The organism is Pseudomonas sp. MAG002Y, from assembly GCF_019400845.1.
In the GTDB taxonomy this organism is placed as follows: domain Bacteria; phylum Pseudomonadota; class Gammaproteobacteria; order Pseudomonadales; family Pseudomonadaceae; genus Chryseomonas; species Chryseomonas luteola.
Genome location: NZ_WOEJ01000025.1, coordinates 15,532 through 41,333 on the forward strand (window position 1 = coordinate 15,532; position 25,802 = coordinate 41,333).

A 25,802-nucleotide genomic window follows, 5' to 3' on the forward strand; every position below is an offset into this window, starting at 1 on the left:
TTTACTGTTCTATCCTGACATTTCTGCGGTTGGCTAGGCCTAGCTGGGCTTATATGTGTAGGGAAACCGGGTTCTTTCCTGACAACTTTCCGGTCAACTGTCTACAAATTTACTGTTGCCTGCTCCAGCGTAGGATCCATGCGGCCTAGACAGCCATCGGATCGGCTTTTCCTGTCTACAAATTTACTGTCCTATCCTGACATTTTTGCGGTTGGCCAAGCTCATATGTGGTGAGAAACCGGGTTAATGTGTAGAGAAACCGGGTTCGTCCTTGTAGTCTCTTTCAGCAAATTGTATTGTTCGCCCGTCGCTGCAAAATCAGCGATCGACCTTGGCCGGTCGACAACCTCTAGGCGCATAAGCGCCACCACTCGAATGCAGGCGCTTTTTTTGTGTCTGCAATTTCGTGTTATGGCGGCTGTGCGCGGGACACCTTCGGGTGTGCCGGGTGCCTAGAGACCCGGTCGGCCAACCTGCGTACAGCCGTCACCAGTCTTACTTGGCCGTGAGCGGTGATGGTTCCACCTCTAGGAGCTCCACCTATGATCCAGCCACATTCTGATCAGATTGACCAAAACGCCGATTTAATCCTACATGCAGGCAATGCCTTGCAGACCATCGCTCAGCTAGTTGCGCAGAGCGATATCGCTGAAGAAGGTTATGGTGTAATTACCCAAGACCATAGAGTTAACCTCATGTGGGCTGTCGAGATCATTGGGGAGAGTTTGGTGAGGCGCAGTATGGTCCTTCGTCAGATCGGCCAAGAGAGGTGATTCATGCATGGCTTGCAATCTGGTGAATCGTCTCCTTCAGCCTATGTCTATTTTCTGCGCCACGATACAAACAACAGCATCAAGATCGGCAAGACTATCGACTTACCTAGACGCTGGAGGCAACTTGGAGGAAGCTTCGATCTTACAAGAAGCTTCTATAAAGTCTGCTCTTCTGAGTCAGAGGCCTTAGCTTTAGAACGACGCTTGCACCGAGCCTTTAAGCGCTACCAGTTCTATTGGGACGAGCCATTCGAGGGTTGTACTGAATGGTTCGATGCATCAGTAATGGATGTAGTAATCGAGCTTGTCGACGGTGTCCTGCCGATCGTAGTGACAGTGACGCAGGTCGGACGGCCTAAGCCCAAAAAAGCAAAACCTGCTGAATGGCGAATTCGACCGGGACTTTATATGCACTGGCAATACGAAGTCCGGCTTCTTCTGAAAGACGCACTTCGCGTATGCACCCTAGAGCTCGCAGGCGACAAATTACTCCTAACTGGTGAAGAAGCAGAAAGGTATAGCTATTTGTTGTTTCGGCACTGCGTTGAGTATGAAACAGGTCACGAGTACGGCTGGTTCAAAGTTTTTGGATCGCTAAGCGTTCCACGTCCTCCTGATCTTCAATATAGCCTCACCCTTAACTCATCAGTTCCGCTCTCCACGTTTGCTGGTTTAGTGGTACTCCCTGGTGAACAATTTCAGACATCTTTCTCATATGTGTAGAGATCCCGTGTTGCTGTTAGCTCTTGGATTTTGCTTGAGAAAAAAGAATGATTTTTTATTTTTCTTTTCTTTTTCCTTTTTAAGAGCCGCTACAGCCCAGTAATGGCGCGGCTTTCAGCGCCCATATGTGTAGAGATCCCGTGTTTGATGTGTAGTCAAACCGGGTAATATGTGTAGTCAAACCGGGTAATATGTGTAGCTAAACCGGGTTCGTCTGGAAGGGGTTTTAAGTGGTCAAGAAAAACAAGAAGGACATGGTTGTTCAATCGAACCACTTGGTTGAAGCTGCTTATCAGTTGAGTCTTGGAGAGAAAAGACTGCTTCTGTTTTGCATAGCCCAGATCCGACGCGACAGCGAGCTGACGGATCAAGTCATGTATACAGTTCACGCCTCCGATTATGCCAAGCGCTTCAACATTAAACTAAACGCTGCCTACGAAGAGATGGCGTTAGCTGCTACTAAGCTTGAAAGTGAAAGCCGTGTAACCATCTATAGAGACATCGATGGAAAACCAACAAAGTTGAAGCCTCGATGGGTACAGACGGCTGGATACCTACCTCGAGAAGGAAAGGTCGCTCTTCGATTCAATCACGACGTTGTCCCATATCTTTCTCAACTGCAAACAGAATTTACTCAATATCATTTGGACGATGTCTCACGGATGACGAGTCCTAACGCTATTAGACTCTATGAGCTTCTAGTCAAATGGCGTAATAGTGGTGATATGCATACGTTTGAGATCAACACGCTCAAGTCGTTAATGGGACTCGATGAAAGATATACATTGATGTCCAATTTTAGGAGGTCGGTGCTGGATGTCTGCGTGGCCCAGATCAACACACACTCCCCTTTATTCGTTAGCTATGAGCTAGTTAAATCAGGTCGTAGCGTTTCCCATCTTACCTTTCATTACTCAGATAAATTACTTGAGCCCCTTGAGGCACCTGATCCTGTAGTTAAACCTAATAAGAAAGCCCTTACTCGTGATCTCATAGCCCGTAAGGCTTTGCCTGGAGAAACTTGGGAGCAAGCAGAGGCTCGACTAAAGAAGGCTTTCGCCTCTCTCTAAGTACAGTCGGAATCTTTAGTAGATAGCCGTTTTTCCCAAAGGTCCTAGTCAGCATCTTTCTTTCCGACTACTGTATGCATCCTCAGTATTAGGGATGCATTACAGCATGGAATCAACAGCAGAGTGGTACCGACTGGCCAAGGATCAGCACGCGCTGGTACGTCATCCTGCCTCCCACACGTCCTACATGACTCAGGTCGCGGACCGGCTTCTGAATACTGACCGGATTGACCGGGAGCAGTGGAAGGACATGATGGAGGTGATCTCCTCCGCTAAGCTCTGGGCCGCCGAAGCCTACGACACCTACTCTCCAGGCTGGATGAATGGCGGTATCTACGAAATCCGGGATGCCCAAGGACGCTTGGCCGGTATGGTCGAGCAGAGCACATTCGATTTCTACAACCTCAGCGCAGACCACGGCGTAGTTAGGCGTAATCCTCAAGGTCGGCTGGAGTTTCACCATCGGGGCACCACACTGTATGGATCGGTCGATGGTTTCCAGTTCATCAGGCTGGATGATGGACAGCGATACGACCTGGTGCAGATCGGCCGCGTGCTCAAGGGTGAGCGAATACTGTGCATCACTCACCCATAGTCGGAATCCTTAGTCGATAGCCTCTCCTAACCGAACCAGCGAGTACCCGTCACACCGTTCTCATAGAAGCCGAGCCGGCTTTTGGATGCCGTCAGGTAGACCAGCCCACAGTAAGTGCAACGCTTGCCGCCACCGCGGGTTGAGATCTCCGTCCGGACTGATTCCGGGAATTGCGCCAGCAGGCTTTCGCCTATATCCATCTGTCTATTTGAGTTGCCTCCGGAACATCCGTCAGGACAGTAGCCGGGAGGAAAGTGCTTTGGCATAACGGTCTCTCCTTGATATGGACCTCTATTGAGGCTGAGAGCAAAACGGATCACAAGTACCTGCGAGTAGGACTCATGCCTTCGATGCACTGGATTGAGTTATTACGTACGTCACAATCCCCTGCCTTCTTTTCTCCTCCCGTCCTCATTCCCCTTTCCTCCTGTATTCGCGCTGCTAATATCCCCTAGACCAGCCCCCGCCACGGATTGCCGCCATGCCGTATCGCCGCAAAGACTCGAAGTTCTACTGGATCTCCTACATGGACTCGTCGGGTGAGTACATCCAGCGATCATCCAAGACGACCAAACTGGCGGAAGCCAAGGTGCTCGAGCAGACGGAGCGTGCGCAGGCCTGGCGTGACCGCCAGTTGGGCATCAAGCCTCCCAAAACATTTGAGCAGGTGGTCACCAAGTACTTGCTGCATGCGCGCCAGGTGCAGCGCAGCTATGACACAACGGTGATCCGGATCGAGATCCTGCGCCGGCACTTCGCTGGACAGGTCATCAACAAGCTCACTGCAGCGGACGTACGCCACTACATCGACAAGCGTATGGCAGACGGCATATCCAACAGCTCGATCAACCGCGAGCTCTCTGCCCTGTCTGCAGCGATCAACCACTGCAACAAGGAATATGAATGGGACCTGCCCAACCCAATCAGCGGCCGGCGTACCAAGGAGCCGGAGGGTCGAGTGCGGTGGCTGCGCCGATCAGAAGTCGAGGCGCTGTGTCGAGCTGCTCGAGAACAGCGGCATGGTGAGCTGCTCGATGACTTCATTCGGTTGGCTGTTAATACAGGAATGCGGAAAGAGGAACTGCTTGGACTGGAGTGGTCCCGCGTTGACCTGGCCAACATGCTCATTCACCTGGACAGTGAACATAGCAAGTCAGGCAAACGTCGATCGATCCCGATTAACCAGAAGGCGCTCACCATACTACGGTCCAGGCTGGCCCACCGAGCCGAGCATTGCCCGGATGCGCCGCATGTGTTTGTGCGTGACACAGGCGAGCGCGTTAAAACAGTCCGGACCGGATTTGAGAGTGCATGCAAAGCGGCCGGTATTCAGGATCTGCATATTCATGACCTTCGCCATACCTTTGCCGCTCACCTGGTGAGTGAGGGTGTACCGCTTGCGGAAGTCCGAGATCTGCTTGGCCACTCGACGATCATCATGACTGAACGTTATGCGCACCTTGCGCCGGCGAGAGTGAGAAAGGCAGTCGAAGTACTCGATCTGTTGGGTGAAGAGGAGTTTGAGGAGGACTTACGTTCTGACTACGGCATAAATCCAGTGCATCGAGAAAAAGAGCCGGCGAGACGGCTCAAAGCCATACAGGGTGGAGCCTACAGGGAATAGTCAGGATGACGTAGAAAAGCGAATGCACTGGATACTATATCCAGTGCATCGGGCTATAAACCCCATAAAACCTAAGCTTTACGCGGCAGCCATGGCCTAATGCAGGGCAAAAAGGTGGAAAATGGGTGTTACGTTCGGGCAGCTAAAATGTACGGCTGTCTCGATTGAGTTCAGAAGATGGTCAGGATCATCGATATTGAGGTCATGCCAGCCAATTCGGCGCGGCCCACTCAGGATGATCACCATGACCGTAGTCGTCAAAGCTCCCCGTATTGAATATCGCATTACTCGCCACAACGGTTTCGACATTGGCCGTGTGCGGCCTTGTCTCTCCGGTATGCGCAAGATTACCGCTGCGCATCATCAGACTTATTACTATGGCGAGTACTCGCATCGTGATGTGTGGACGGAAGATGGCTGGCTTGTGATCTCGGTCTTTGGAGACGATGGACTTCAAAGTGGCATCCGTAAAGGCACAGCGGTAGGATTCGTGACCTTCGATCCCGAAACGCCCCTGTACGTGGATATATCCAGAAAATGAACAAGCGACCTGACGCCAGCCAGCACAACGGCGATCCTGCCTATTTGCGATCGCTGATCGAGCGGTCAGGTCTTTCAATACGTCAGACGGCAGATCAGATTGGGATCCGCCGTACTGAACTGCAGGCCTACCTTTACGATGAGGCAGACCAACGCCACCGTACTGTGACGTACCCAGTACAGTTTGCGCTGGAATGCCTAGCCATACCGGAGGAAGCCAATGACTGACTTTATTTTCGAGGCAGATTCAGAAAGGGATGTCGCCTATGTTCTCTACAGAAACAAGAGAACACGGCTCGTCATTCATAAAGAGTTTTGGCCTAGACTCTCTTACATCGTAAAGGCGCATTATCCAGAGGCCGGTAAAGTGGAAGTGGTAGGTGTACGAAAAACCCAAGAAGCGGCGATAGAGCTGGCTGAGAAGTCAGTGCTTGAAAGGTCGGACTATCTCTAGTCCTTAAGGCAGTGTTCCATCCAGGTCCGGTTATGTGCCAGTACCTGGTCAAGCGATCCCTCTGAGAGGGACGCTCGCTCAACGGATGTGATGGACTTTTGGGAAACGCCTTTCTCCCTGAGCTCATCCATGGCCTCGACTGAAACCCCATAGATCTCAGGACTCAATAGGCGGATAGGCTCGACCCATGAGCAGCCCATATCCCTGGGCACGGGTTGCTTACTCTTTACGGGTCCAGTCGCGCTGCAGCTCACTACGCTTATCACGCAAAGGCATTGCAACAATGTCCGCATTGGTTTGCGCCCTCTTCTTTTGATTGGCCTGAATGCACTCATTGATGAGCTCGACCTCTTTAACCTTCTGCTCTGCCTGCTCAGCTCTTTGGTCTGATACGGCAGCCTCGGTCTTGGCCACAGCGATTTCCGCCTTTGCTTTGCGGGTTGCTCGCTGATGGCCCCAGACAATCCCGCCGATGGCTGTCATGAGCGCCAGCAGCACCGGCCAACACTGCGCAATGAGTTCAGTTATCACGTGTCCTGGGCTCCATATTCAAGATTGCCTGCGACACGGTTCACCCAGCCTGCACCGTATCGCTCAAACTTTTGGAGTTTGGTGATAAACCTGAGTCGCTGGGAGTTGAATTGCATGACTAGGTCAGTCACCGAAATTTCGCGTACAGCAGCCAACGTCTTAGGACCTACATCGCCATCGTCAACGACCTTCACCGCCCGCTGCAGAAACCGGATGCCATTTCCGGGGCCGTGATTTACCTGCGCATCAAATATCTGGTACGCCACGCCAGGGTCGTACTGGTCGAGCCGCGCGCGATCCCAGAAGTCTTCCTTGTAGATCCGCTTGGCCTGAGCGAGGGTAAGGTTCTTGATATCAAGCTTTGGGTACGTCATCGCGGAGATGCCAAATTTCGTTCCTTTGAGCTGGCCCTCCCCGATAATGCCCGTGGTCCAATTACCGCGGTCATTCGGGTCGTCCTGAAAATTCCCTTCATGACCCACTACCCGCTCGAACGCCATTTCAAAGTTCATGGCCAGTTTCTCCAGGCATAAAAAAACCCGCATACGCGGGTGGGGTCTGGTCCTTAGTGGTCATTGATCGAACGTCCACGTTATGGCGTAGATATCCTGGGGCGTGTTCTCTTGCAGAATGCGCGCTTCGGTGATTTGGCGAACAGCTGTAAGGTGAGCCATCACGGGCGTGATTTCCGCGTCTTGACTAATAATGAAGCTCACCAGCTCCGCCAGCGTGATGCTATCCCCCATGGCCAAGCGCGCCGCGTGAATAGCAGTGATGAAGGGAGTTTCGGGCTTTGCGTCATCGGGTGCCCTTAGCCACGCCCTGGCCTCATGACGCATCAGTGGCCACGTAGCCGGATCATAGCCGGTGAACCGGTTTTCCAGGTTGTCTCGCAGCTGGCTGTACTCTAGGCGCAACTGATCTTTCACACCGAGTCGGGCATCACTGATTGCCTGTTGTATCTCTTCAGGCGAAAGGTCAATGACGTTCCACGTTTGCCGGACGCTGTTGCCCTCTATTACGTAGCCCCCTTTTTCAAAGCGCTGCTTCCAGTCTATAGCTGGGTAGGGATCAATTGAGACGTAGGTATAACCAAACTGTTGAACGTCATAAATGGTGGGGTTTACCGGAAAACTTACGTTAGGATGGCGACGGCGGATTTCATCCATCGTAAACACTTGGAATGGGTCAAGGATTGCAAACAACATAACAAATACCTCTAGGCGGCAACGGGTAGCGGCTCAAGCCACAATGCGGCGTTGGTAGGGTTTGATGTGGTGGAAGCCACCGGCACTTCGGGCAGGCTGACAAGTGCGGTTTTGCTGGGTTTGAAAAAATCCATGTAGGGTGTGGTTAGATGCCAAACCAGAAGTAAATCACCTTCTGCCGACATATCCTGCGCCTGTGCCGTGCCGATGGCCTTATCGGGTGTACCTATCAGACTAAAATTGTCCGCGCCGTCGTTGGCGTACAGCCTGAGCGTGATTCCATCCGGGGTAGCGGCTGATCCGGTTGTGACAAGCGCTGCGTTTTTGCTCAGTGCGCAGCCATAGGTAAATGATGCAGTTTGGTCAGGAAAGCCGGTCACGCGGGTGAGGTTTGCCCCGGTGCGTTTCCATAAAACCTGTCGCATTGATGAACCCGTGCTGTGGACTGAAACAAGGTAATCGCCTGATGCGTCCAACTTCATCTGTCTTAGCGCTGCTACTGGGTTGATGTCGAGCGTTCCCGTCCGCGTGTAAGTGTCGCCACTGCGTTGCACAATGGCTATAAAAGGTGAAACGCTTATACCTACAAAAGCAAAGTCGCCGTTGGCACTAATAGCTACCGAAATTGCAGCTGAGCTGGAACCCAAACTAGGAACGGACAGCTTTTGCGACGGCACGCCATCAGTCAGGCGGTATATGGCGTAATAGGGTGATGTAGAGATACCCATTATTAAATAAGCACCGTCTGATGACACACTGACGGCGTTTCCTTGGCCTCCGGCCCCTGTAATCGTATCGGTTCGTTTAGTGAAGGTGTCTCCTGAGCGTTCATAAAAATGCAGAAACGGTGACACTGAGGTTGCGATGTACAAGAACCGCCCGGATGGGTGCCACGCCACCCCCACGGGGTTGCCTAAACCCGTATGGTTAAAGGGAAGTGCGGTAATGGTTGACCCGGAAATTTTGCGCATCTGCAGACCGTTTGTAGTGTTGCAGGCGAAGGCCGCATAACCATTGCGCGCATTACTGGCGGCGGTTATGGGCTGTATGCCCATCAGACGGCGGCTGACGTTCATCGTGAATCCTTAGCGGCAAGCACGCCACGCAGAGTCGTTCCATCATGCGTAAACACCAGCACATCAATTCCCGTCACACTTAATGCAGGTGCAGCGCCCCCCGGCCACTTGATCCCACTTGGCCAGGAATGCGAACCGCTGCCGCCGTTGGTGATTTCTACCGAAAAAGCTGTGATGTAGCCCGCTTCTGGTGTCACGTTCACCGTCCATGTGATAGCACCGGCGGTAGTGAGTTTGAAATATGAACCCTTGGCAACATCAAGCGTGACTGCTCCGCTCACGTTGCCAAGATTTTGGACCTTTTCCCTGTACCAGTTCGAAAACCCCACCAAGGCGGCTATTCTGGTCAGAACCCATGAGGTAGGCGCGGCCTTTGTTGAGTTGTCATCGTTTGCGGGAGTAGGCACGTTCACAACAGTGGTAAACGTGGGCGAGTCGAGAGGGGCAAAACCCTTGATTCGTCCGGCAAGGGTTTTGATATCCGCCGCTATCGACTGCGCAAGGCTTGAAGCGCGGTCGGCTAATGGCATTAGATTGTACCTCTTGCGGTGGTGTAGGCAGCCACAAGGTCAGCTTCAGGATCACCTATACCGATGTTTTGACAGGCTTGTAGTTTTTGCGCAGCGGTAAGGGTTTGCGACTGGTCGAACCTCACCCGGTTGGCCAGCTCTGCCGTGATCGTTGTTGCAAAGTTGGGATCACTGCCAAGGGCAGTAGCCAGTTCTTGCAGCGTGTCGAACGCGGCGCCAGCACCTCCCAAAATGGAATCGCGCAACGTATTCATAGCCGACTGAATAGAATCAAAAATCTTATCTGCCGACCATGTGACGGTGGTGTTGCCATCTCCTGCCATGTCGTCAATAGCAGCGCCTGCTGTGCCGCCTGCGGAGCCTTGGGCCATTTGATAAATTTCGGCAATAGCCGCAACGAACGTTGTTTTATTGGCTGTCGGCAGGTCGGCCAAATTGCCGTCCCGCGCAGCTAACGTTGCGATGTCTTGACCCAAGAGAGTGGCTAGGGCAATCAAACGGGATTCTGTAGTCATAGTGTGGTGCCTCGTGCGGTTAGGTAAGCGTTGACCAGGTCAGATTCGGTATCGCCTGGGGGAAGCGGCACCGCCTGGCCAGCCTTGGCCTTGTTGTAGTAGTCCGTTAAATCCACATCGACAGATTCTGACGTCGTAGGCACGTACAGTCCTTGATCCGAGCCCCAACGCAATGCATTTCCTGGATCAGTGCTTACTGCAGCTCCGCCTCCACCTGGTGGTCCTTGCACAGCAAAGGCAATCACCATCGGTCCTGGGTCCTGGTTATCAGTTGTGTCGGTAGTCATGGGTCCCTCGGCTATGCGGTAAACAGCGCCAGCAGGAAAGCGCAGCGTCATCTCGTAGTGGCCATGCTCTGGAATAACAGCATCGGCTTCGATGATTCGACGGATACGACCAGGTCCCTCGATCACCAGGCCTCCGGTAATGGTGTTCAGGACAAAGGGCTCGTCATCCTCTTCGCACCCGGTGATGGTGAGCGTGGCCACAACGCTCGTGAGATCGATCGGTGGGTGATATACAAGGCGCCCGCCGAGAGGCTTCGTGCCTGCCGCGTCGAAGTCGCTTATCTCAAGTGTGTTCTCATCAATGAGACGTGCTATGTGCGGCCAGGTCTTGCCTGCCTGACGATTTAGCGCTGGAAGGTTTCGGACATCGTGGATCCAGACAGGCCAGTCATAGGTGAGGCCATGATCTGGCACGGTGAGCCTGATCGGCGCTTCTGCTTGGATGGATGTAATAGGTTTGTAGATCCACCGTTCCTGCATCAGGAGCATGGACTGATTAGAGGTAACACCTGGAATTAGGCGTAGGGGTATCTGTGCGGGCTGCATAAAATGGCCGCCTTAACGTTATAGAGGGTGGGGTGCTGTAAGCGTCAGCGCGTGAAGCTGACGCTATGAATGTCAGGGGTCAGCGGGTTCGTAGGTGCCGGTATTTCCACGCCGCTTTCAGGCCCGCCGGGTAAACCGATGTAATAGCCATCCGTTACGTTGAACGTCTGGCCATCAATTGTGATGTGTTGAAAAGGGAAGGCATCTAGGCTTTGATAGGTGCCCCTGAATCTGATTCTGAGCGCCCCGGACTCGTACCAAAGCAGGTATAACAATTCGCCGTCTTGTCCCTGGGCTGGCGCTGCGCCCGGAATCACGCTAGCGCCAGCCGGGGCAATATAGCCTTGCCCCCCGGATGACGTGGCCCCCTCCATGGCATAGCCGAACACGTCTGACTGATATCGCGATAGTTCAGAAACCACTAGGATGCCCCCCGTTCGCGCCTGCTCAAGCGTTGCAACCATGCCTTGTGTGCGGGTTACGCGGGCGTTGGTATCGCGTAGAGCGTTGTAAAGCTCGCCCAACGTTCCTGCTGTGAGGCTGCAATAAACCTGGCTTCCAGCGGGCCAGTTCTGGGCGGTTGTTCCTTCCATGCCCCGTGATAAATAGCCGGTGCCGCTATAGACGGATGCGCTGACGATCTCCCAGCGTTTGGCGGTTGCGCCTATGCCGTCAGATAGCGTCAACAGGTATTTCCCATCCGGTAAATCTAACGGGCACTCTGTCGCGTCTGCGCTGAGCGTAATGGTGCGCAGCCAGTTGTTTACAAAATCCATTGATTAACCTCAGACCCAATAAACAGGATCAGTGCTGATTAATGCTTGTTTGGTTTGCGGGTTCCATGAACCGTAGATGGTGGAATAGACGTCTGCGGCAACGCCCTCATTCCTGAGCGGTGGTATCGGTGGGGTGCCGGTGGGTACGCCATTGACCGTAAATTCAACCGTACTGCCCTTGCGAACAAAGAGGCCATAAAGGCGATTACTAAAACGCCGGGGCGCAACTTCCAGCTTTCCAGGGTTAGGGCTAAACGGCCATTCGCTAGCGGATATGGCAGGGATCAAAACCCGCATGCCGTCAACTCTAACGGCCCCTGCCCTTAGCACGTCGAATTCCCAAAACAGCGTTCCTGTCACGTTTGTGGGCTTCGACTCGCTGCTATAGGTTCCGCCGTTTGTGTACGTATTTTTGCTGCTGTAGACGGTCAGGGCCTCATCAATTTGAAACCGTCCTTTTGTGCCTTTGAACGTGTGTTCAACGGTTACGGACTGGGTGACAACTTCCTCATGACTGTCTATGACCTCCCCGTCTCTCATCAGCTCAAGGCGCATGGTCTCCTTTGATTTGGCCTCACGTTTGAGCGCTACCTCAGAATAACTGGGCACAGTCACCACAACGTTGCATCGATCACCAGCGGCCCCCTGGTTTTCGGTGATTACAACATGCCTGCTATTAATTGAGGCCGATGGTGTAGGGGCGTCTACTTCGGCGGTATAGGTCAAATTGACGGTGACGACTGAAGCTGTGTCATCCTCGTTGTAATACATGCCGATCACCCGCCCTGTAATGCTTTTGCGTAGTGTCCCGGTGTAGATAAACGCGCCACCCAAGGCGGTGAAATCCTCAGACCCTGCGGCCGGAATCTCACCGACTAGAAAATTTGCAGTTGTGGTCTGGGTCATCCTTCCGGTACAGGTCGGAAAAGGTGCGCGGGTGTCTACCGTCTGGGTGTCATGCTTGAACGCTATTTGCACCGGTTCAGGCGTTGACCCGCTGTCGGTCAAACTGCCTAAGGTCTGCGCCCGGCTTCTCAGAATGGTTACGCCTATTTTTGCTTCGGCTCCCTCACCGCTTATGGTGATTTCAAGCCAGCCCAACGGACAATCACCAAACGCAGCGTTATCGGCTGGTACATACGAATCACCAAAACGCGGGGTAACGAGCCTGTAAACGCCAATGTTGAAAATAGAGCGGCTTCCGGTTTTGTTGGTATCAAAGCGCCGGAAGATCAGCGAACCAAGCGACTCAAAGCCATTTGGATCGGTCACCGCTGGGGTGCTTTGCCCCAACATGTTATCGGGCAGCGCTACGGTGTAGCTGTAGCTTTTGGGCTTTCCCGATAACACACCAAAGCGCGTCAGGATCACTTCAACGTTTTTTATTGGAAGGGCCACGGCCCCTTCGAAACCGGTACGCACCAGCCAGGTGTGACCCTTAGGGTCAATATATAGCCAGTTTCCATCACCTAGGTTCCTGCCGTGAAGAATGCCCACGCCCGCCAAAATGGCGGTATTTTTCCACTCACGCCCGGCCTTTTCGTCCGTCGCCTTTTGTTCGGCGGTGCGCTCATCCTTGGGGGCGTTGGGGTGCGCTATCAGTGAGTTTGACCCACACCGCCAGACCTCGCCAGGGTTCACCCTTCCGGGATAATCCATCACCTTGCCACTGGCGGTGGTCAGCTTGTAATCGGTAACGAGTCCATGCCATGGGCAGCCCCAAGGTGGAATCGGGTTCATTCCACGACCGCCGTGCCCACTGGATCAGCAAGCTTGATCACAACTTCTGCACCATTAGCGTCAGTCAGATTCAAGGTCTTGATTGCAGGCAATACGAACAGCCCATCACTGGACAGATAGCCATTTGGATACCACTCCCGGTCTGGAATGTTCTTTTTCTTAATCGTTCCGTACTCGTCCGTTCCTTCCCCTACCTTCGTTTTTTCAGTTAACGGGCTAGCTATGCCTGCAGTCGCAGTTTTTGCCGGTGGTTTATAAGTACCTACGCCGGACAGAGGGGCCATCGCACCGCGCTTTTCGATAGCTGGTAATTGTTTGCCCTGATTAGTAGCTGGATTGACCAGACGGTTGAGATCTTCAACAGTACTGCCGGTACGCTCGGCAATTATTCTGGCTCCAATGGCGCGCCGTTCGGCTTCGTTGTTTGTCCCAATAGCGCGGCGGGCAGCTTCATTGTTAGTGCCTATAGCGCGGCGTGCGGCCTCATTAGCTGCGCCAATGGCGCGGCGGTCTGCTTCGCTCATGGATTACAGCTCCAACGTATCATTAGGAATGGAGATTCTGATAAGAGCAGGCACTTCGTTTACGTGCTCGTTTCGCCTGGCTTCGTCGATCTCTGGAGCGGTCACCTTGACGCGTCTTGGGTATCGCTCGGGCGTTCCGGGGTCGTAACTGTCAAAACTTCCGGAAAAGCCGTCCAGGTCTTCATCAAATGGCGGATCTGAGGATCTACCGGAAAGTTGAGTAGATAGGCCGGCATAGGTGTTGCCTGTCGGCGGGTCTACCAACGGCGTGAGCGGCGGCATTACCAGCGGATCATTTACCGCTATAGAATCGCCGCCCCTTTGAACGGACAGTGTGATCTGGGTAACGGCCTCTCCTGAGGTCATATCAAACGTATCTTCAATATGACTACATTTGCCAACAGCCTTAATACCGGCGTCATCAACGCGCAGCGTATGGATGAGATCGACATCAACAACCATCGGTGCTGGCACTTCAATCCGTACCTTCGTATCTCTATGCGCTCCCAGAATGGTGGTGCGGGCTTTATTCATCAGCACATTAATAGCCGCTTCTCGTCGCACTTCATCTACAAGATCATGCGCGCCGCCAGGTTTTGCTTCGGTGATAGGGTCACTCTCCCATGCCTCGGCCTGGTCGTTTTCTATTTGCAGTGCTAGGCGTTCGCGAGTGATCTGCTCGCCCGCCTGCGCAACGCTTGCCGTTGCCTCGATACGGATGCTGTACTGCTCAGTAACTTGCTGCGTCCAGCGACGGGCTGCATTAACCGTGAAGCCTAGTAACAGTTCTGGATAGAACGTATTTATCCAGGGTGCACCTGTGTCGCATGGGTCAGGGTGACTATCAGGAAGAGGTAACCAATCCGCCCCAATCAACGTTTGACCAGAACCAGTAAGTGCTTCAGATACCATCGCTTTGGTAGGCAGTTCGGTAGAGTTCGTGCGCCACTCACAAAACCCAGGACCAATCATGGTATGCCCACCCATTTGCGGGCTAGTCCATGAATAGGTGTTGTTTTCTTGCCAAAGTCGAGGGAATCGATAGCCACCTTCGATAACAACGACATTCGTCAGATTATCTAGCTGAGCGAGCTCGACTGATGTGGAACCGTATATTGTTGAGCCAGCCCCAAAAATAAATGCTGGGGCTGCAGCTGCCCATTCAGTGACCCGCAGCTCTCCATATGGTGAAGCATCAAGGCTCACGGGACGTGTGCTCAAACGCTCACTGGCGTAATCCCAGTGGGATCTTCCTTCGGTAACTTCAAATACATCCGAAGACCATAACCCTCCTACCAGAGCATCTATATCTGCAATGCTCATAGCCTCAACCCGTTTTTGTAGGCTGTCCGTACATTCAAACGAAATCACCCGAGTGAACGGATCAAAGGTTGGGTCTGATATCTGCCCTGTGTAGCGCCTAGCGCTGCGAGTCTCATCGCCACGCCAGAACAGGAAGTCGATCTCAACATTACGCCCAATCCAGTCAGTGGGAACGACAGGGCCAGAGCTGAGCTGTATGGAAAACGTGGCGAGCCCTGCCGCACCTTCTTCGCGATCGATAGTGATCTGTCCCGTTAGCCGGCTCGTGACATCTTCCCCATTAATCCTGACTGCCACTGTCCAGACAAAAGAGTTACCCGGCTCGATAGGTGTAGGCGGCGTGGGCTGCTCAGGACTCTCCGGAGGAATACTGGATCCGCTCTGGTCTGTACCATTGAGAGGCTGGCTGTTTAGCGCAAATCCATTAATCATATTTCTTGTGCCGTCATGGTCCAGTTAAACGTCGCGTTACTTGGGTCCATGGATTCGTCAGGCGCGTCGGTGTATACCGTAAAGACAGGCATCCACAGGACGCGATAGAGATCGGCTCCAGATACCGCGTCAACAGTTGCCACTAGATCCTGAACAGCGACCTCTGCTGGCAACCACACTCCGTCAACGTAGGCTTCCGCCCATGGAGCGACATCAGGCCTGGGTACTGATAGCAGGGAAACGGTAGTTTGCCGGCTGGTTATGGCTATCGGCTTGGTACACCGGAGCTCAAGTGGAAGATCAAAATCCAACCCATCAAAACCTGGCCCCATCCATCCTGTACCGCTCAGCGTAATGGTGGTCTTTGACCAGTGCCGCATACTCACCAATGCGCCTTTGCTTAGTCGGATTAACGAGCGGCCCTCTGCGCCCCGTACATAGCGTTGCGTAACCGTCCCGGCCTGCATGACAATCGGCAGATCTTCGAGCATGACTTGAGGTTTTGACATCGATTTCCTTTCCTAAGAATGGGTGCGCCCGAACTTCTTACGCAGCCGCCTCAGCTGATCTCCCTGACTGGCTGGTACTGACACCGTCAGCGAGTCCCCACCCGGAAAGCTCATATCCATCGTTCCGAGATACTTATCTTGTGCGGGTTGCATAAGCGAAGGCGCCAATGGCGGGATGTTAGGTACTGGTCCCGATCCCACCGGCCCCCCCGTTGCAAACTTGGGAAAACGGCGCGCATTAATCGCCCGCAGAAAGTCATCACCCCAATACTCAGAAGCCTGAGCATTGATGATCCATTCCTTGTTCGAAAGACGGGCAATGATGCTGTCTGAGGTTGTGGTGCCCGGTCCCTGGACCTTGCCGCCCCCTGCAAACTTAGGCGTACTTGATGAGGAAGGATTAGCTGTCGAGGCCCCGCCTGATTTAATAAGGTTTGCTGCCTCATCCAGGTTGCTATCGGGAGCAGTCAGCGTGACCGGTATCGTCATGTACTTGGCATAGGCCTGCGCCAACGCCTGGAGCCTTGCCGTAGTCTGTTGCTCGGATGTCTCGTTGGGCTCATATCCGATCTGGATCCTCTGCAGCGCCGAAGCATATGCCACAAGGTCATCGACCTGTTTCTTGGCAGCATCCACGCCTTTTTGGGCATTGGCTTCGTCCAATTGCGCCGCTGAGTTGGCGATCTGCTGCAGCTCTTTGGCGATACCGGAAAAGCCATAGGTATTCTCTCCCGCTTGTTTAAGGTCCTGGAGGATTTTGGCTGCTCGTTCTGCCTCGCGAATTGCTCCTGCTGTGTCCCCAGCCTGGAGCGCATTACGCGCAGCCACCTTGGCGCTGGAAACATCATTGATGGTGCTGCCTGCACCGCCGCTCTGCATGTCTGTGACCAGAGAGGCAAAGTCCTTGGCGATATCCTTTCTACGGTCCTGCGATTTCTTCAGAGCAGCATTGGCTTTCTCGTAGGCAGTGAGCTGCGCGGCCAGATTAGCCTGAACGGTCCGTAACTCGTTGCTCTTAATTGTCTTGAGGGAGGTATTAAAGGCGGTTTCCTTCGCCTGCCTGTCCGAGAGCGCTTGAGCAATGGCATCACTTGCTTTCCGATACGCGCTGGCCTGTTTTGCAGCGGCAAGCGCTTCAGGAGATACGGCTGCAGTCGGACCGTTCTTCTCAAAGTCGTTGCGGCTGATCTGTTCTGAAAGCTTGGAGTAATACGTCTGAGCAGCCTTGAGCCGCTCGGCATAGGCCGCTTTCTCTGTAACTGTTAGCGCCTGCTGTTCCTGGGCTGTCAGGATTAGGGTATTACGGTAGGGCTCGTTAGCCTGGACGGTTGCTGCCAGGCTCTTACGGTAATCCTCTTGGGACTGAACAAGCTCCTGATTCTGCTGGTATAGGTCATAGAGTTCGGCCAGTTGGCCCGCGATGATTCCATACCCACCTAGCCTGGTTAGGTTGCCCACTTTGGACAGCGCACCAAACGCTGTGCTTAATTTGCCCGCCTTGCCAGTTAGTACATCTAAAGAAGTACCCGCGGCTGCAGCTGCGGCAGGAGTGGCCACCAGCTGCGAGAGGAACATGGCAAAGGGTGCTCTTAGGGCTCGAATCAGCAGAGCAGCTGCGGCTGCGCTGGCTCCCAGTGCCACGATGCCAGTGATGGTTGCACGAACGGGCTGAGGCAGCTGATTAAACGCATTCAGCATATCGGTCAGCATGTTGATAATCGGGAGCCCTGCCGCCACTGCCTGACCTAAGGCGAGCTGCAGCTCACCCACGGCGGCCTTGAACGCCTCCATCTGATGCTGAGGCGTATCTTTCATGATGTTGTAGGCGCGTTCAGTTGCGCCGGCCGCATTGGCCATCTTGCCTACTTCAGCCTGCAAGCCCCCGATATCCTTGGTCAGGGCAGCAACAGCTGTACGCGCTTCAACGTCAGGAATGATGGACTGAAGCGCTGCGTAGCCAAGCTTGGCATTGGCAATCTGCTGCAGCGTATTAGTTAGCCCCTTCCATTCAATGCCCAGCGCCTGCATGGCCTTTTTGGCCTCTGGTGCCGGCGCGGCCAGTGCCGTGATCGCTCCTCGCAAGGCGTTGGTCGCTATCGGTGTGCGGATGCCCTGCACCGTCATCCGGGCAATGGCTGCAGCCACCTCATCAAACTTGACGCCCGCTGCAGCTGCAATAGGTAGGATTTGCCCAAGGCCATCGGCCAGCTCAGGAAAGGTCGTCACACCGTCCTGAATAGCGAGGAAAAGCTGGTCATATCGTAGGCCCAGCTTATCAACACTCTCCCCGTACGCATTGATAACCGTCACGCCCGTTGAGGCAGCCGTCTTGGTCTCCGTCATCCCTGCGATGGCGGCTTTGGTAGCCAGCGTCAGCACCGACATGGCGTTCTGATCCGAAACGCCAGAGCCCAAAATATCGAGCAGAGCAGAAGCACTGTTAACCGCATCCGTACCCATGCTCAGGCTCAACTGGCGAACCTGCTGGCCCATCTGATCCAGCTGATCGCCGGTCAGGTTTGTAATGGTCTGCACACCAGCCATTTGCTGGCTAAAGGCTGCAAACTTATCGAAACCTCTGGAGGCTGCGACGGTTAATGTACCGAACGACGCAGCACCGGCGAGGATTTCAGCCTTGACCAATGAGAGGCTGCGCGTCCAGTCGCCATTAGCGCGGGTCAAGCTCTGCGTTTGACGCTCTGTCTCCGCAATGCGCTGCTTTAGGGTGTTCTGTGCCAGCGCCAGCTCGTTGGCTGTTGCTGATCCGGAGCGTCTGAGCAGCTCATATTGGCGCTGCAGCTGAGCGATCTCAGCCCGTGCCTCGCGTGCCTGAGCAACTCCCAGACCCTTTAAGGCGTTCTGAATTTGGCTATCCTGCCCGCCTCTGGCCGTACTTGCAGCGAGCTCCCGCTGAAGGCGCGCTTGTTCTGCTGCCAGGTTACGAGTGTCTACGCCTGCAGCCTGAAGCTCCTGTCGTTGCGCCTTCAGCGCGGCCGTTTGCTGATCCAGCCTGCGCTTTGATGACTCCATTGTGCGCTCAGCGGCTGCGAGTTCTCGCTGTAATGCACGAGCTGGCTGGGTACTGGCAGACATGGCCTTTTGCAGGTCATCCACTTTGCGCTTGGCTGCAAAAAACTCGGCAGCCGTACCCTTGGCCTGAGTCTGAAGCTCAACGAGCGTACCCACCTGACGCAGCGGTTTCTCCACGGTCTTGACCAGCTCGACATACTCTTTGCGAAAGCCAGCCACGCCGCTCTTGGCTGACTCCACATCAGCGCGCAGTTTGAACTCTAAATCGCTCATAGAAGCGTCAGGCCTTTAATGCTTGCAGGAATAAACGCCAGGGGTAGTCCAGGACCTGGTGATGACCGATCCGGATCAGAGTGCAGATGGTTTTTTCCAGCTGGCTCAAGGCGTGCTCTCTGGTTTCGCCAGACGAGCCAGCATCGCGAAAAAATGGGTATTCATTTCTTTAATCTTGCCGCGTACTTTCTCAAGCTGACTGGGCGTCATGTCTTCTATTTCAGCGGCGCTCAGGCTGGTGAAAGCAGCTATATCACTAATACGCAGATCATCGAAAAGCCTGACGCTCAGGAGGTCATAGTCCTCTCTTGCAACACTTTCCCGGATCTCTTTAACGGTTAGCTCGCGAACAATGATGTCTTTGCCATCGAGCGTTAAAACAGTACGGGTTGATGCCTCGACCATAGGATCTCCAGCCAATAAAAAACCCCGCAGGCCTGAGCCATGCGGGGCTGATAGGATCAAGTGTCAGCGGTTAGGCGACATCCTTGATAACCATGTATTGAGAGAGCCCAGTACCCTTGCGGGTCGGGTCCTTCTCAACCTTCGCGGTAAACTCCATACCCTGGAAGTCATCACCAATGAAGTTAAGCGTGGCTGGCGAGTGATTCACTCGGAAGACCTCGATTACTACCGGCTTACCTGACCGTGCTTCGTTCAGGCCTACGAACACATGGCGATAGCGTTTGCCGGAGTTGACCAGCGCCTGAACAGTGGCATGCAGGGCATAGCTGTAGCTGGCCACGACATCAAGCCCTTCTGCCGGCACGGTTCCATCCTCGATTTCCTCGATGAAGGGGAAGCCTGCAGGATCCAGTGTGTAGTCGGTGTCCAGGATCAAAGGAGCACCGCCTGCTGCTGGGGTAAGCACCAGGTTAGTAACGCCAGGGTTCGCAAGCATGATCAAGGAGCCAGGAAACGCTCGATGGGCTTCACCGGTAACCGTACCTGCCGGCACGTCAGTTGCCGATCCATAAAGGGCACGAGCCATGTTGGCCGCTTTGTAGTGTCTGGCCTCATAGTTCAGCGTGAGTGAGCTGATGCGCTGCACGGAGTTATCCAGACCACCGCCTGGCGTGGTGTAGTCACGCTCCTCGATATCATCTGTTGCCGCCTCATAACTCAAGCTTCTACAATTGCCGATGAAAATCAGGCCACGAGGGTTATCCAGATCCTCTAGGTACTGTTTGCCTACACCCAGAAAGGCGCCACGAAGATCAGCCATTGCTCTGTGCTCCCATCTCAGTTGAGGTATCTGGCTCAGGGGCGTTGGCCTTCGCGCCAATCACGCCGAACTTAGTCAGCCATTCTTTTTCGGCCTCGGTGACCTTGATCTTGTCTCCGGCCTGGTATTGAACACCGGCATGCTTATGCGGATTTTTCAAGGTCACCTGGACCAGGTCGGCCGCATCGGCCGCGCGTGATTTAGCGGTCATCTGGATATACTCCGTTAATGACGATATGAAGTTGAACAGGGATCAAAACGGTTGCGACATTGGCACCATTACCCGGTGGATAGGGCTCTGGCGCACCGAGAGTGAAGTTCGAGACAAGCCTAGGCGCCCATGAGACGGGCATTCCTTGTGAAGGCAACAAGGCTTTGAGCAGGTCCAGCTCAATCTGATCGAGCGCATCCTGATAATCATCCAGCTGAGTCGAGACCGCTCCTACCACGTTAAAGGCCCGAAAGACCTTAATGGCCTCCGCGCCCTGAAGTGGTACCTGCGGCCTGGTAGGCTGGACAACGATTAGCGGATACCCCACCTGGTCATCCTGAATCACCTCATTGAGCCATCCAGTCCGGACGTTGGTACCGGCTGATGTTTCGTAGCCGTTCTCCGGAAGGATGGTTTCAAGGTGAGATACAAAGGCTCGCCGGGCCTCCGTCAGTGGATTCATGTCAAACCCTCAGCAGCGAGAAGCGATTGACCAGGCCGTCCGAGCCCAGGTGGTCATCAAGGCGATACAGACGATCCCCAAACCGCAGCGTGCATCCTCGGTAGGCCTTAGGTACTTCCTTGATCCGCAAGTCTGCAGCGAGCTCAATGACCACAACCATGCCATCCGCGCCAGCGGCGCTGATGTTTCGCATGAGAACAACGGTCACATTGCGCTGGGGTTCGCCCTGGTCTCCGATGAATACAGCGTCTTCGCCAAATTCATCGAAAAGCCCTTCATCGGCGTCCTCAAAGGCATCCTCGAAATCACTGCTCATCTGGCTTACTTCGTAAGCTTGATGATGGCGCGAGGCATGGTGCAGAGGTTCAGCGGGTTGCTCTGAGCCTCCAGGTCAACACCTTTGTTATGGCGCAGCATCTCCTGGCTTGAGTAGTACGGCAGGCCAAGAGTGTTCACCGTCTCCATATAGTTCGCAGGAGCAAAGCGGGTGATAAATAGGCCATCCACAATCGGCACCAGGTAGGCAACATTGGTATCGATAAACTCGACAGGGCCTACCTTGCCGTAGAACTCTTCCCAGTACACACCGCCGTAAAGAAAGCCGGCGGCACGGGGGTCAGTACGCAGGAAGATACCTTCCTGGAAGCGATCAAAGGCCTGTGCAACCGCGCCATGACTCGCGAAGTCGTCAAAGAAACTACGGCCGCAAATAGCTAACCAACCGGTAACCAGGCCACTTCCACCCAACACGTCCTCGGCGCGTCGCTTGGCGTCCGATACCTTGGCCAGCACTTTGGTTGTGGCGGTACCCAAGCCCATAGCAACAGTGATCTGCTGCACTTGGAAACGGTCATACACGTCCAACAGAACACGCTGTCCGTCCGCGTCATAGACCTTGCCCGTTACCGCTCCTACTCTGTGATAGCGAATGGTCGCATCAAGACGCTTGCGCATCTTGAGCAAACGCTTGTTGACCATGTTTTCAACGCTTTCCAACTCCGACTCGCTACCAAAGGCGCGGATGCCCTGTACCTCATCGGCCATGATCGTGCCGCGGGTAGGCAGGTGAATGGTCGAAAAAGGAATCATGTCGCGCTTGTCTGCAATAGTCGGATCCGCTGGACCTCCTCGCTCTGCGGCCGGAACCAGGTACAACTGGTCAGCTTCACGCTCGATAAAGACTGCAGTGGTAGTGATGCCTTCCTCTTCAAACAGGGAGTCAAGGCGTGTCGAGGTGGCCTGACCCTCAATGGGCTGGTTGATGGCCGCTGTAAGACCAGTGACGCTAAAGGCGTCATCATTAAAAATATCTAAGCTGGGCATTTCGCTCTCCAGAAACGAAAAAACCGCCTGCTGGCGGTTCGAGATTCAAAGTCAGGTATGGATTATTTAGCGGGTCGAAGGATGATCTTTTGGGCAATCAAGGCTGCGCGAGAGGCGTCAGTCAGACCAGTCAGGAGATCGGCTGCCACTTCCGCATCGCGAACAATAGCTGCGCCTCGCCTATCAGCATCTGGATCCGCTGGACGATCCTCCCAGAGAATGGCCACCTCCACGCTTGCGCCTGCAGCCGGTGCCTGAAACGCCACATACATACCTGCAGCATTCTTGGACATGATCTGGCCTGCAACATAGCTGGTAGTGCTCTTAGGAATCATGATGTGCTCACGAGAGCGTTCACCAGCGGCCTCACTCAAGAGGAACGCACCCATACGCCCGCCTTCGGTAATGATTCGACTAACCATTATGCTTTTACTCCTTTACGGCCTGCCCAGATGGACTGTGTATTGATAGTGCGTTTCTCGCTACGCTCACCCTTGGGCGCAGCAGCGCCTGCACGTGTGGCATCATTTTTAATGCCAGCCAGAGTTACACCGCGATCCTGAGCTGCCTTGTAAAGAGCAAGGCCTGCAGCCTCTACACTCAAGCCTTCAGTGATTGCAGTTTTGATCTCGGCATCAAAGCCTGGTTGGGCAAGCGCCTGGATTCCTGCAATTCGCTCACGCTCAGCAGCAGCGCCAGCTTCCAGGCCTTCCTTACGGCCTTCCAGATGCGCATTTGCCTTGATGGCTTCAACATCAACTCGCTCTGCTGCAATTGTGATGGTTTGCGGATCGGTACCGGCCGCAAGTGCAGCCTGCAGTTCCGCTGTAGTTTTTACAGTGGTCACGATGAGTTTCCTCGGTTGTGTTGGGGCTGACACCGCCAGCTTTCGGATTACCGACTCGAGCGAGTCGACGCGATGGGCCAGGCCGCTTTCTACAGCCTGGGCACCAATCAGGAGCCCGCCATGGTCACCCATAGCCGGCACATCTTCTTTTTTGACGCCAAGGTTACGTGCAACCCTGGCCGTAAATACTTCACCCAGCGCATCAATCGTCTTGCCAACAAGCGCCCGACCTTCCTCGGTTTCTATGTCAGGCCGCTTATTGGGAGCGTTGCTGCTGGTGATGACGTAGCGTTTCTCGCCTTCAGCAGCTTTTCGGGTAACAACCTCCAGGACAACCCCGATACTGCCCAATACGGCAGTTGCATCGACGACAATTTCCGAGGCAGCGCTGGCGATCCAGTAGGCGGCGCTAGCGCCAGTACCGCCTACGTACGCCACGATCTTCTTCTGTGCGCGAGCGGCATACACAAGATCAGCAAGCTCGTTGATACCATTCGCCTCTCCACCAGGGCTGTCGATGTTGAGCACGATGCTCTTCACCTTTGGATCATCGAGTGCAGTCTGGATGTCGGTGGCCAGCACTTGCGTGCTTGTAGCTCCAGAGATCCTGGTGAAAAGATTTGCGTAGCGGAAGATTGGTCCAGTCACGGGAATGATGGCTACGCCATCGCGCATGGTGACCGTGCGGGTGTTATCCAGTGACTTGCCCAGGCGGGTCTCGAGAGCGTCCGGATCCAGCTTGCGCTCAGCTATCGCCAGAAGATTCTCAAGCGCGTTGGGAAGCATGAGCCAGGGCTGTGCCGTGGCCAGCTCAAATGCGCTATGCATGGCTATTCCTCATTTTTAGGAGCCGGCTCTTCAACCGGCAGATCCTGGGTCGTAGGCGACATGACCAACGTCCCGTCGCGGCGGCGCTCATCGATCTCACGCTTGCGCTGTCGGTAGATCTGCTGACGGCTCTCGCCGGACATGGCTGCCGCCTCCATGGTCTCGTTGGAAATACCAATTTCGATGCGCTTGCCGGCTGCGTTTGCCTCTTTGAGCTCATCAATAGCGCCACGAGCTGGCCCAATCCAGATAGCGCGGGTGTATGCGCGACGCTTGCCGGGATCTGAGTAGCCAGGAGCCTTGATACGGCCACTGGCCACTGCCTCATCGAAAAACAGTTCATAGCTGGGCTGGCAGAAGTCACACACCAGCCACCAACGGCGCATGGAGTAAAAGCGCCAGGCCTGCAGCATGGCTGCTCGAGCGGCGCTGTAGCTTGAGCTGTAGTGCAGCATGAGCTCGTCCGCAGGAAGCTCAAGCGCGGCGCCAATCTCTTTCACAATCGCGGTAAAGAAAGGATCGAATTGCGCGTTTGGTCTTGCCGGGTTGGCAATGACAGGCTCTTCGCCCACGGCCAGATCCACCACAGCGCCCTCACCGAGCTCTACTGGGGCTAACTCAGGTGAGTCATATTCAGCTTCGTTACCGAAAGCCGGTACCAGTGCATTGCCCTGGTTGAAGTCATCTGTCTTCTTCAAAAAAACGGTGAACATGGCACTGATTACAGCAGCCATCAGTTCAGCGCTGGCATAGCGCTCGAGCTTCTGCAGTGGTTCAAGAATGGGTGCCAGATAAGGTGCTCCACGCTTGAGGCCTGGACGCTCCTTGTCGCACCAAACCTGAAGCACTCGGCGCCGACCGGTTTCACGGCCAAAGACCTCTACTCGCTCCCACTTGAGCGGTTTTACCAGTGTCTTGTCGTTTGGGTAGCCATTGCAGATGTGGAAGGCTACCGGCGCTCCATACTCGTCAAACTCAACCCCCTCAACAAGGGTATCTGTATCAGGCCGCTGATTGGGATTGGTCACCCGGTCGGTTTCAATGAGCTGCAAGCGGGTGTTGTAGACCGTACCCGGCCGCTCTATCCAGGGCGTAGTTGCAAAGCAGTCGCCGCCTGTCATAGCAGAGACCAGCGCTAACGCCTGCAGCTGGTAATGGTTGAGGGTCGCTTCAGCATCACATTCGCGAGGATCATCAGCCCATAACGTCCACTCGCGCTCAATCAGTTGATTGAAGGCCTCGGCTTCATTTTCGGTCAGGCCAAGCGCATCGGCATCCACCTGCGGCCGGCAGATTAGCCCGGTACCGACTACGTTGGTGCGGGTCCGGACTATGGCGCCACGTGCGATGAGATGATTGCGCATTGCATCGCGTGAGCGAGCCACCAGGGTCTTGCGTTCAGGCGTAGAGAGATCGCGGTTAGGGCTACCCAAAAAAGGTAACCAGCTGGCCATCGAGCGCAGTACGCGAGAGGCACCGCGCCAGCGCGTCTCGCTACCGCCTCCACCGCCTTGTGCTCGAGGTTGCGCGCCTACAAGATCGCCTGCAGCTTTGGTAACGGCCTTGACCATGCGCTCTTCAGGCGTGCTCCTGTTAAACCAAGCCATAGTCAGATCCTGAAGTAACCGATGCGGTTACGGCCGCGAGGGGGTTTGGCGTTGTTTTCCGCCTCAGCTGCGTATTGCGCCTCCAGCTCACGGAGGAGCTTTAGGTCAGCACGGGTTACCTGGCGCTCGCCGTAACGTACGATCTGGCCGCCTTTGACGATCTTGTCTATCGCTTTGCGGACCTCGGAAAGCCGCGTTTCTACTGTGTTTGTATGCATA

General features: G+C 54.4%; 32 protein-coding genes. 8 read left to right on the forward strand and 24 right to left on the reverse strand.

What is annotated here, in order from left to right; all coding sequences use genetic code 11:
- Nucleotides 1-542: 542 nt before the first annotated feature.
- The 4 genes from GM154_RS23840 to GM154_RS23855 all read left to right on the forward strand — a co-directional run bounded on the left by GM154_RS23840 (nucleotide 543) and on the right by GM154_RS23855 (nucleotide 3,161).
- Nucleotides 543-773: a hypothetical protein gene (locus GM154_RS23840; protein ID WP_219653628.1), complete on the forward strand. Its 231-nt coding sequence runs from the start codon at nucleotides 543-545 to the stop codon at nucleotides 771-773.
- Between the two features lie 3 nt (nucleotides 774-776).
- A complete protein-coding gene (locus GM154_RS23845) occupies nucleotides 777-1,496 on the forward strand; it encodes a GIY-YIG nuclease family protein (protein ID WP_219653632.1) in 720 nt (239 codons plus the stop codon).
- 230 nt (nucleotides 1,497-1,726) lie between these two features.
- Nucleotides 1,727-2,566 (forward strand): RepB family plasmid replication initiator protein, encoded by an 840-nt coding sequence (locus tag GM154_RS23850; protein WP_219653633.1) that lies wholly within the window; start codon nucleotides 1,727-1,729, stop codon nucleotides 2,564-2,566.
- 106 nt (nucleotides 2,567-2,672) lie between these two features.
- The gene (locus GM154_RS23855; RefSeq protein ID WP_219653634.1) at nucleotides 2,673-3,161 is read left to right on the forward strand and encodes a hypothetical protein; all 489 of its coding nucleotides are present in this window, start codon (nucleotides 2,673-2,675) and stop codon (nucleotides 3,159-3,161) included.
- 26 nt (nucleotides 3,162-3,187) lie between these two features.
- Here GM154_RS23855 and GM154_RS23860 read toward each other — a convergent pair whose 3' ends face one another.
- The gene (locus tag GM154_RS23860) at nucleotides 3,188-3,427 is read right to left on the reverse strand and encodes a hypothetical protein (RefSeq protein WP_219653642.1); all 240 of its coding nucleotides are present in this window, start codon (nucleotides 3,425-3,427) and stop codon (nucleotides 3,188-3,190) included.
- Between the two features lie 215 nt (nucleotides 3,428-3,642).
- Between GM154_RS23860 and GM154_RS23865 the strand changes: the two genes are divergently transcribed.
- From GM154_RS23865 to GM154_RS23880, 4 genes are all read left to right on the forward strand, one after another.
- Complete coding sequence (locus tag GM154_RS23865) at nucleotides 3,643-4,785, forward strand: site-specific integrase (protein ID WP_219653643.1); 1,143 nt, start codon at nucleotides 3,643-3,645, stop codon at nucleotides 4,783-4,785.
- Between the two features lie 244 nt (nucleotides 4,786-5,029).
- Nucleotides 5,030-5,326, forward strand: a complete 297-nt coding sequence (locus GM154_RS23870) for a hypothetical protein (RefSeq protein WP_219653645.1) — start codon at nucleotides 5,030-5,032, stop codon at nucleotides 5,324-5,326.
- On the forward strand, nucleotides 5,323-5,553 hold the full coding sequence (locus GM154_RS23875) for a helix-turn-helix domain-containing protein (protein ID WP_219653647.1): 231 nt from the start codon (nucleotides 5,323-5,325) through the stop codon (nucleotides 5,551-5,553). Before GM154_RS23870 ends, GM154_RS23875 begins: the two co-directional genes overlap by 4 nt.
- Entirely contained in the window at nucleotides 5,546-5,779 is a 234-nt protein-coding gene (locus GM154_RS23880; RefSeq protein WP_219653648.1) for a hypothetical protein, read from the forward strand. The genes GM154_RS23875 and GM154_RS23880 overlap by 8 nt, the downstream gene beginning before the upstream one ends.
- A 219-nt stretch (nucleotides 5,780-5,998) precedes the next feature.
- Here GM154_RS23880 and GM154_RS23885 read toward each other — a convergent pair whose 3' ends face one another.
- From GM154_RS23885 to GM154_RS23995, 23 genes are all read right to left on the reverse strand, one after another.
- On the reverse strand, nucleotides 5,999-6,310 hold the full coding sequence (locus GM154_RS23885) for a hypothetical protein (RefSeq protein WP_219653649.1): 312 nt from the start codon (nucleotides 6,308-6,310) through the stop codon (nucleotides 5,999-6,001).
- Entirely contained in the window at nucleotides 6,307-6,822 is a 516-nt protein-coding gene (locus tag GM154_RS23890) for a glycoside hydrolase family 108 protein (RefSeq protein ID WP_219653650.1), read from the reverse strand. The genes GM154_RS23885 and GM154_RS23890 overlap by 4 nt, the downstream gene beginning before the upstream one ends.
- A gap of 60 nt (nucleotides 6,823-6,882) precedes the next feature.
- A complete protein-coding gene (locus GM154_RS23895; protein ID WP_219653651.1) occupies nucleotides 6,883-7,518 on the reverse strand; it encodes a hypothetical protein in 636 nt (211 codons plus the stop codon).
- Nucleotides 7,519-7,529: 11 nt separating this feature from the next.
- Nucleotides 7,530-8,594 (reverse strand): hypothetical protein, encoded by a 1,065-nt coding sequence (locus GM154_RS23900; protein WP_219653653.1) that lies wholly within the window; start codon nucleotides 8,592-8,594, stop codon nucleotides 7,530-7,532.
- Nucleotides 8,591-9,124 (reverse strand): hypothetical protein, encoded by a 534-nt coding sequence (locus tag GM154_RS23905; protein ID WP_219653655.1) that lies wholly within the window; start codon nucleotides 9,122-9,124, stop codon nucleotides 8,591-8,593. Before GM154_RS23905 ends, GM154_RS23900 begins: the two co-directional genes overlap by 4 nt.
- Nucleotides 9,124-9,639: a hypothetical protein gene (locus GM154_RS23910; RefSeq protein ID WP_219653657.1), complete on the reverse strand. Its 516-nt coding sequence runs from the start codon at nucleotides 9,637-9,639 to the stop codon at nucleotides 9,124-9,126. Before GM154_RS23910 ends, GM154_RS23905 begins: the two co-directional genes overlap by 1 nt.
- Nucleotides 9,636-10,472 carry a hypothetical protein gene (locus GM154_RS23915; protein ID WP_219653659.1) on the reverse strand — a complete coding sequence of 279 codons (837 nt, stop codon included), beginning with the start codon at nucleotides 10,470-10,472 and terminating at the stop codon, nucleotides 9,636-9,638. The genes GM154_RS23910 and GM154_RS23915 overlap by 4 nt, the downstream gene beginning before the upstream one ends.
- 44 nt (nucleotides 10,473-10,516) lie before the next feature.
- Nucleotides 10,517-11,248 carry a hypothetical protein gene (locus GM154_RS23920; RefSeq protein ID WP_219653660.1) on the reverse strand — a complete coding sequence of 244 codons (732 nt, stop codon included), beginning with the start codon at nucleotides 11,246-11,248 and terminating at the stop codon, nucleotides 10,517-10,519.
- A 9-nt stretch (nucleotides 11,249-11,257) separates the two neighbouring features.
- Nucleotides 11,258-12,988, reverse strand: coding sequence for a hypothetical protein (locus GM154_RS23925; protein ID WP_219653662.1), 1,731 nt, complete (start codon nucleotides 12,986-12,988; stop codon nucleotides 11,258-11,260).
- Nucleotides 12,985-13,512: a hypothetical protein gene (locus GM154_RS23930; protein ID WP_219653664.1), complete on the reverse strand. Its 528-nt coding sequence runs from the start codon at nucleotides 13,510-13,512 to the stop codon at nucleotides 12,985-12,987. The genes GM154_RS23925 and GM154_RS23930 overlap by 4 nt, the downstream gene beginning before the upstream one ends.
- Before the next feature lie 3 nt (nucleotides 13,513-13,515).
- Complete coding sequence (locus GM154_RS23935) at nucleotides 13,516-15,267, reverse strand: hypothetical protein (protein WP_219653666.1); 1,752 nt, start codon at nucleotides 15,265-15,267, stop codon at nucleotides 13,516-13,518.
- Nucleotides 15,264-15,776, reverse strand: a complete 513-nt coding sequence (locus GM154_RS23940; RefSeq protein ID WP_219653667.1) for a hypothetical protein — start codon at nucleotides 15,774-15,776, stop codon at nucleotides 15,264-15,266. The genes GM154_RS23935 and GM154_RS23940 overlap by 4 nt, the downstream gene beginning before the upstream one ends.
- A gap of 12 nt (nucleotides 15,777-15,788) precedes the next feature.
- The gene (locus GM154_RS23945) at nucleotides 15,789-19,079 is read right to left on the reverse strand and encodes a phage tail tape measure protein (protein WP_219653669.1); all 3,291 of its coding nucleotides are present in this window, start codon (nucleotides 19,077-19,079) and stop codon (nucleotides 15,789-15,791) included.
- A 105-nt stretch (nucleotides 19,080-19,184) separates the two neighbouring features.
- Nucleotides 19,185-19,484, reverse strand: coding sequence for a hypothetical protein (locus GM154_RS23950; protein WP_219653670.1), 300 nt, complete (start codon nucleotides 19,482-19,484; stop codon nucleotides 19,185-19,187).
- A gap of 70 nt (nucleotides 19,485-19,554) precedes the next feature.
- A complete protein-coding gene (locus tag GM154_RS23955) occupies nucleotides 19,555-20,304 on the reverse strand; it encodes a hypothetical protein (RefSeq protein ID WP_219653672.1) in 750 nt (249 codons plus the stop codon).
- Nucleotides 20,297-20,515, reverse strand: coding sequence for a hypothetical protein (locus tag GM154_RS23960; RefSeq protein ID WP_219653674.1), 219 nt, complete (start codon nucleotides 20,513-20,515; stop codon nucleotides 20,297-20,299). The genes GM154_RS23955 and GM154_RS23960 overlap by 8 nt, the downstream gene beginning before the upstream one ends.
- Nucleotides 20,505-20,978, reverse strand: coding sequence for a hypothetical protein (locus GM154_RS23965; protein WP_219653676.1), 474 nt, complete (start codon nucleotides 20,976-20,978; stop codon nucleotides 20,505-20,507). The genes GM154_RS23960 and GM154_RS23965 overlap by 11 nt, the downstream gene beginning before the upstream one ends.
- 1 nt (nucleotide 20,979) lies before the next feature.
- Entirely contained in the window at nucleotides 20,980-21,294 is a 315-nt protein-coding gene (locus tag GM154_RS23970) for a hypothetical protein (protein ID WP_219653677.1), read from the reverse strand.
- A gap of 5 nt (nucleotides 21,295-21,299) precedes the next feature.
- Complete coding sequence (locus GM154_RS23975; RefSeq protein WP_219653681.1) at nucleotides 21,300-22,301, reverse strand: major capsid protein; 1,002 nt, start codon at nucleotides 22,299-22,301, stop codon at nucleotides 21,300-21,302.
- Between the two features lie 62 nt (nucleotides 22,302-22,363).
- A complete protein-coding gene (locus tag GM154_RS23980) occupies nucleotides 22,364-22,723 on the reverse strand; it encodes a head decoration protein (protein ID WP_219653682.1) in 360 nt (119 codons plus the stop codon).
- Nucleotides 22,723-23,976, reverse strand: a complete 1,254-nt coding sequence (locus GM154_RS23985; protein ID WP_219653683.1) for a S49 family peptidase — start codon at nucleotides 23,974-23,976, stop codon at nucleotides 22,723-22,725. Before GM154_RS23985 ends, GM154_RS23980 begins: the two co-directional genes overlap by 1 nt.
- Nucleotides 23,977-23,978: 2 nt before the next feature.
- Nucleotides 23,979-25,583 (reverse strand): phage portal protein, encoded by a 1,605-nt coding sequence (locus GM154_RS23990; RefSeq protein ID WP_219653685.1) that lies wholly within the window; start codon nucleotides 25,581-25,583, stop codon nucleotides 23,979-23,981.
- A 2-nt stretch (nucleotides 25,584-25,585) separates the two neighbouring features.
- Entirely contained in the window at nucleotides 25,586-25,801 is a 216-nt protein-coding gene (locus tag GM154_RS23995) for a hypothetical protein (protein WP_219653687.1), read from the reverse strand.
- Nucleotide 25,802: the final 1 nt, after the last annotated feature.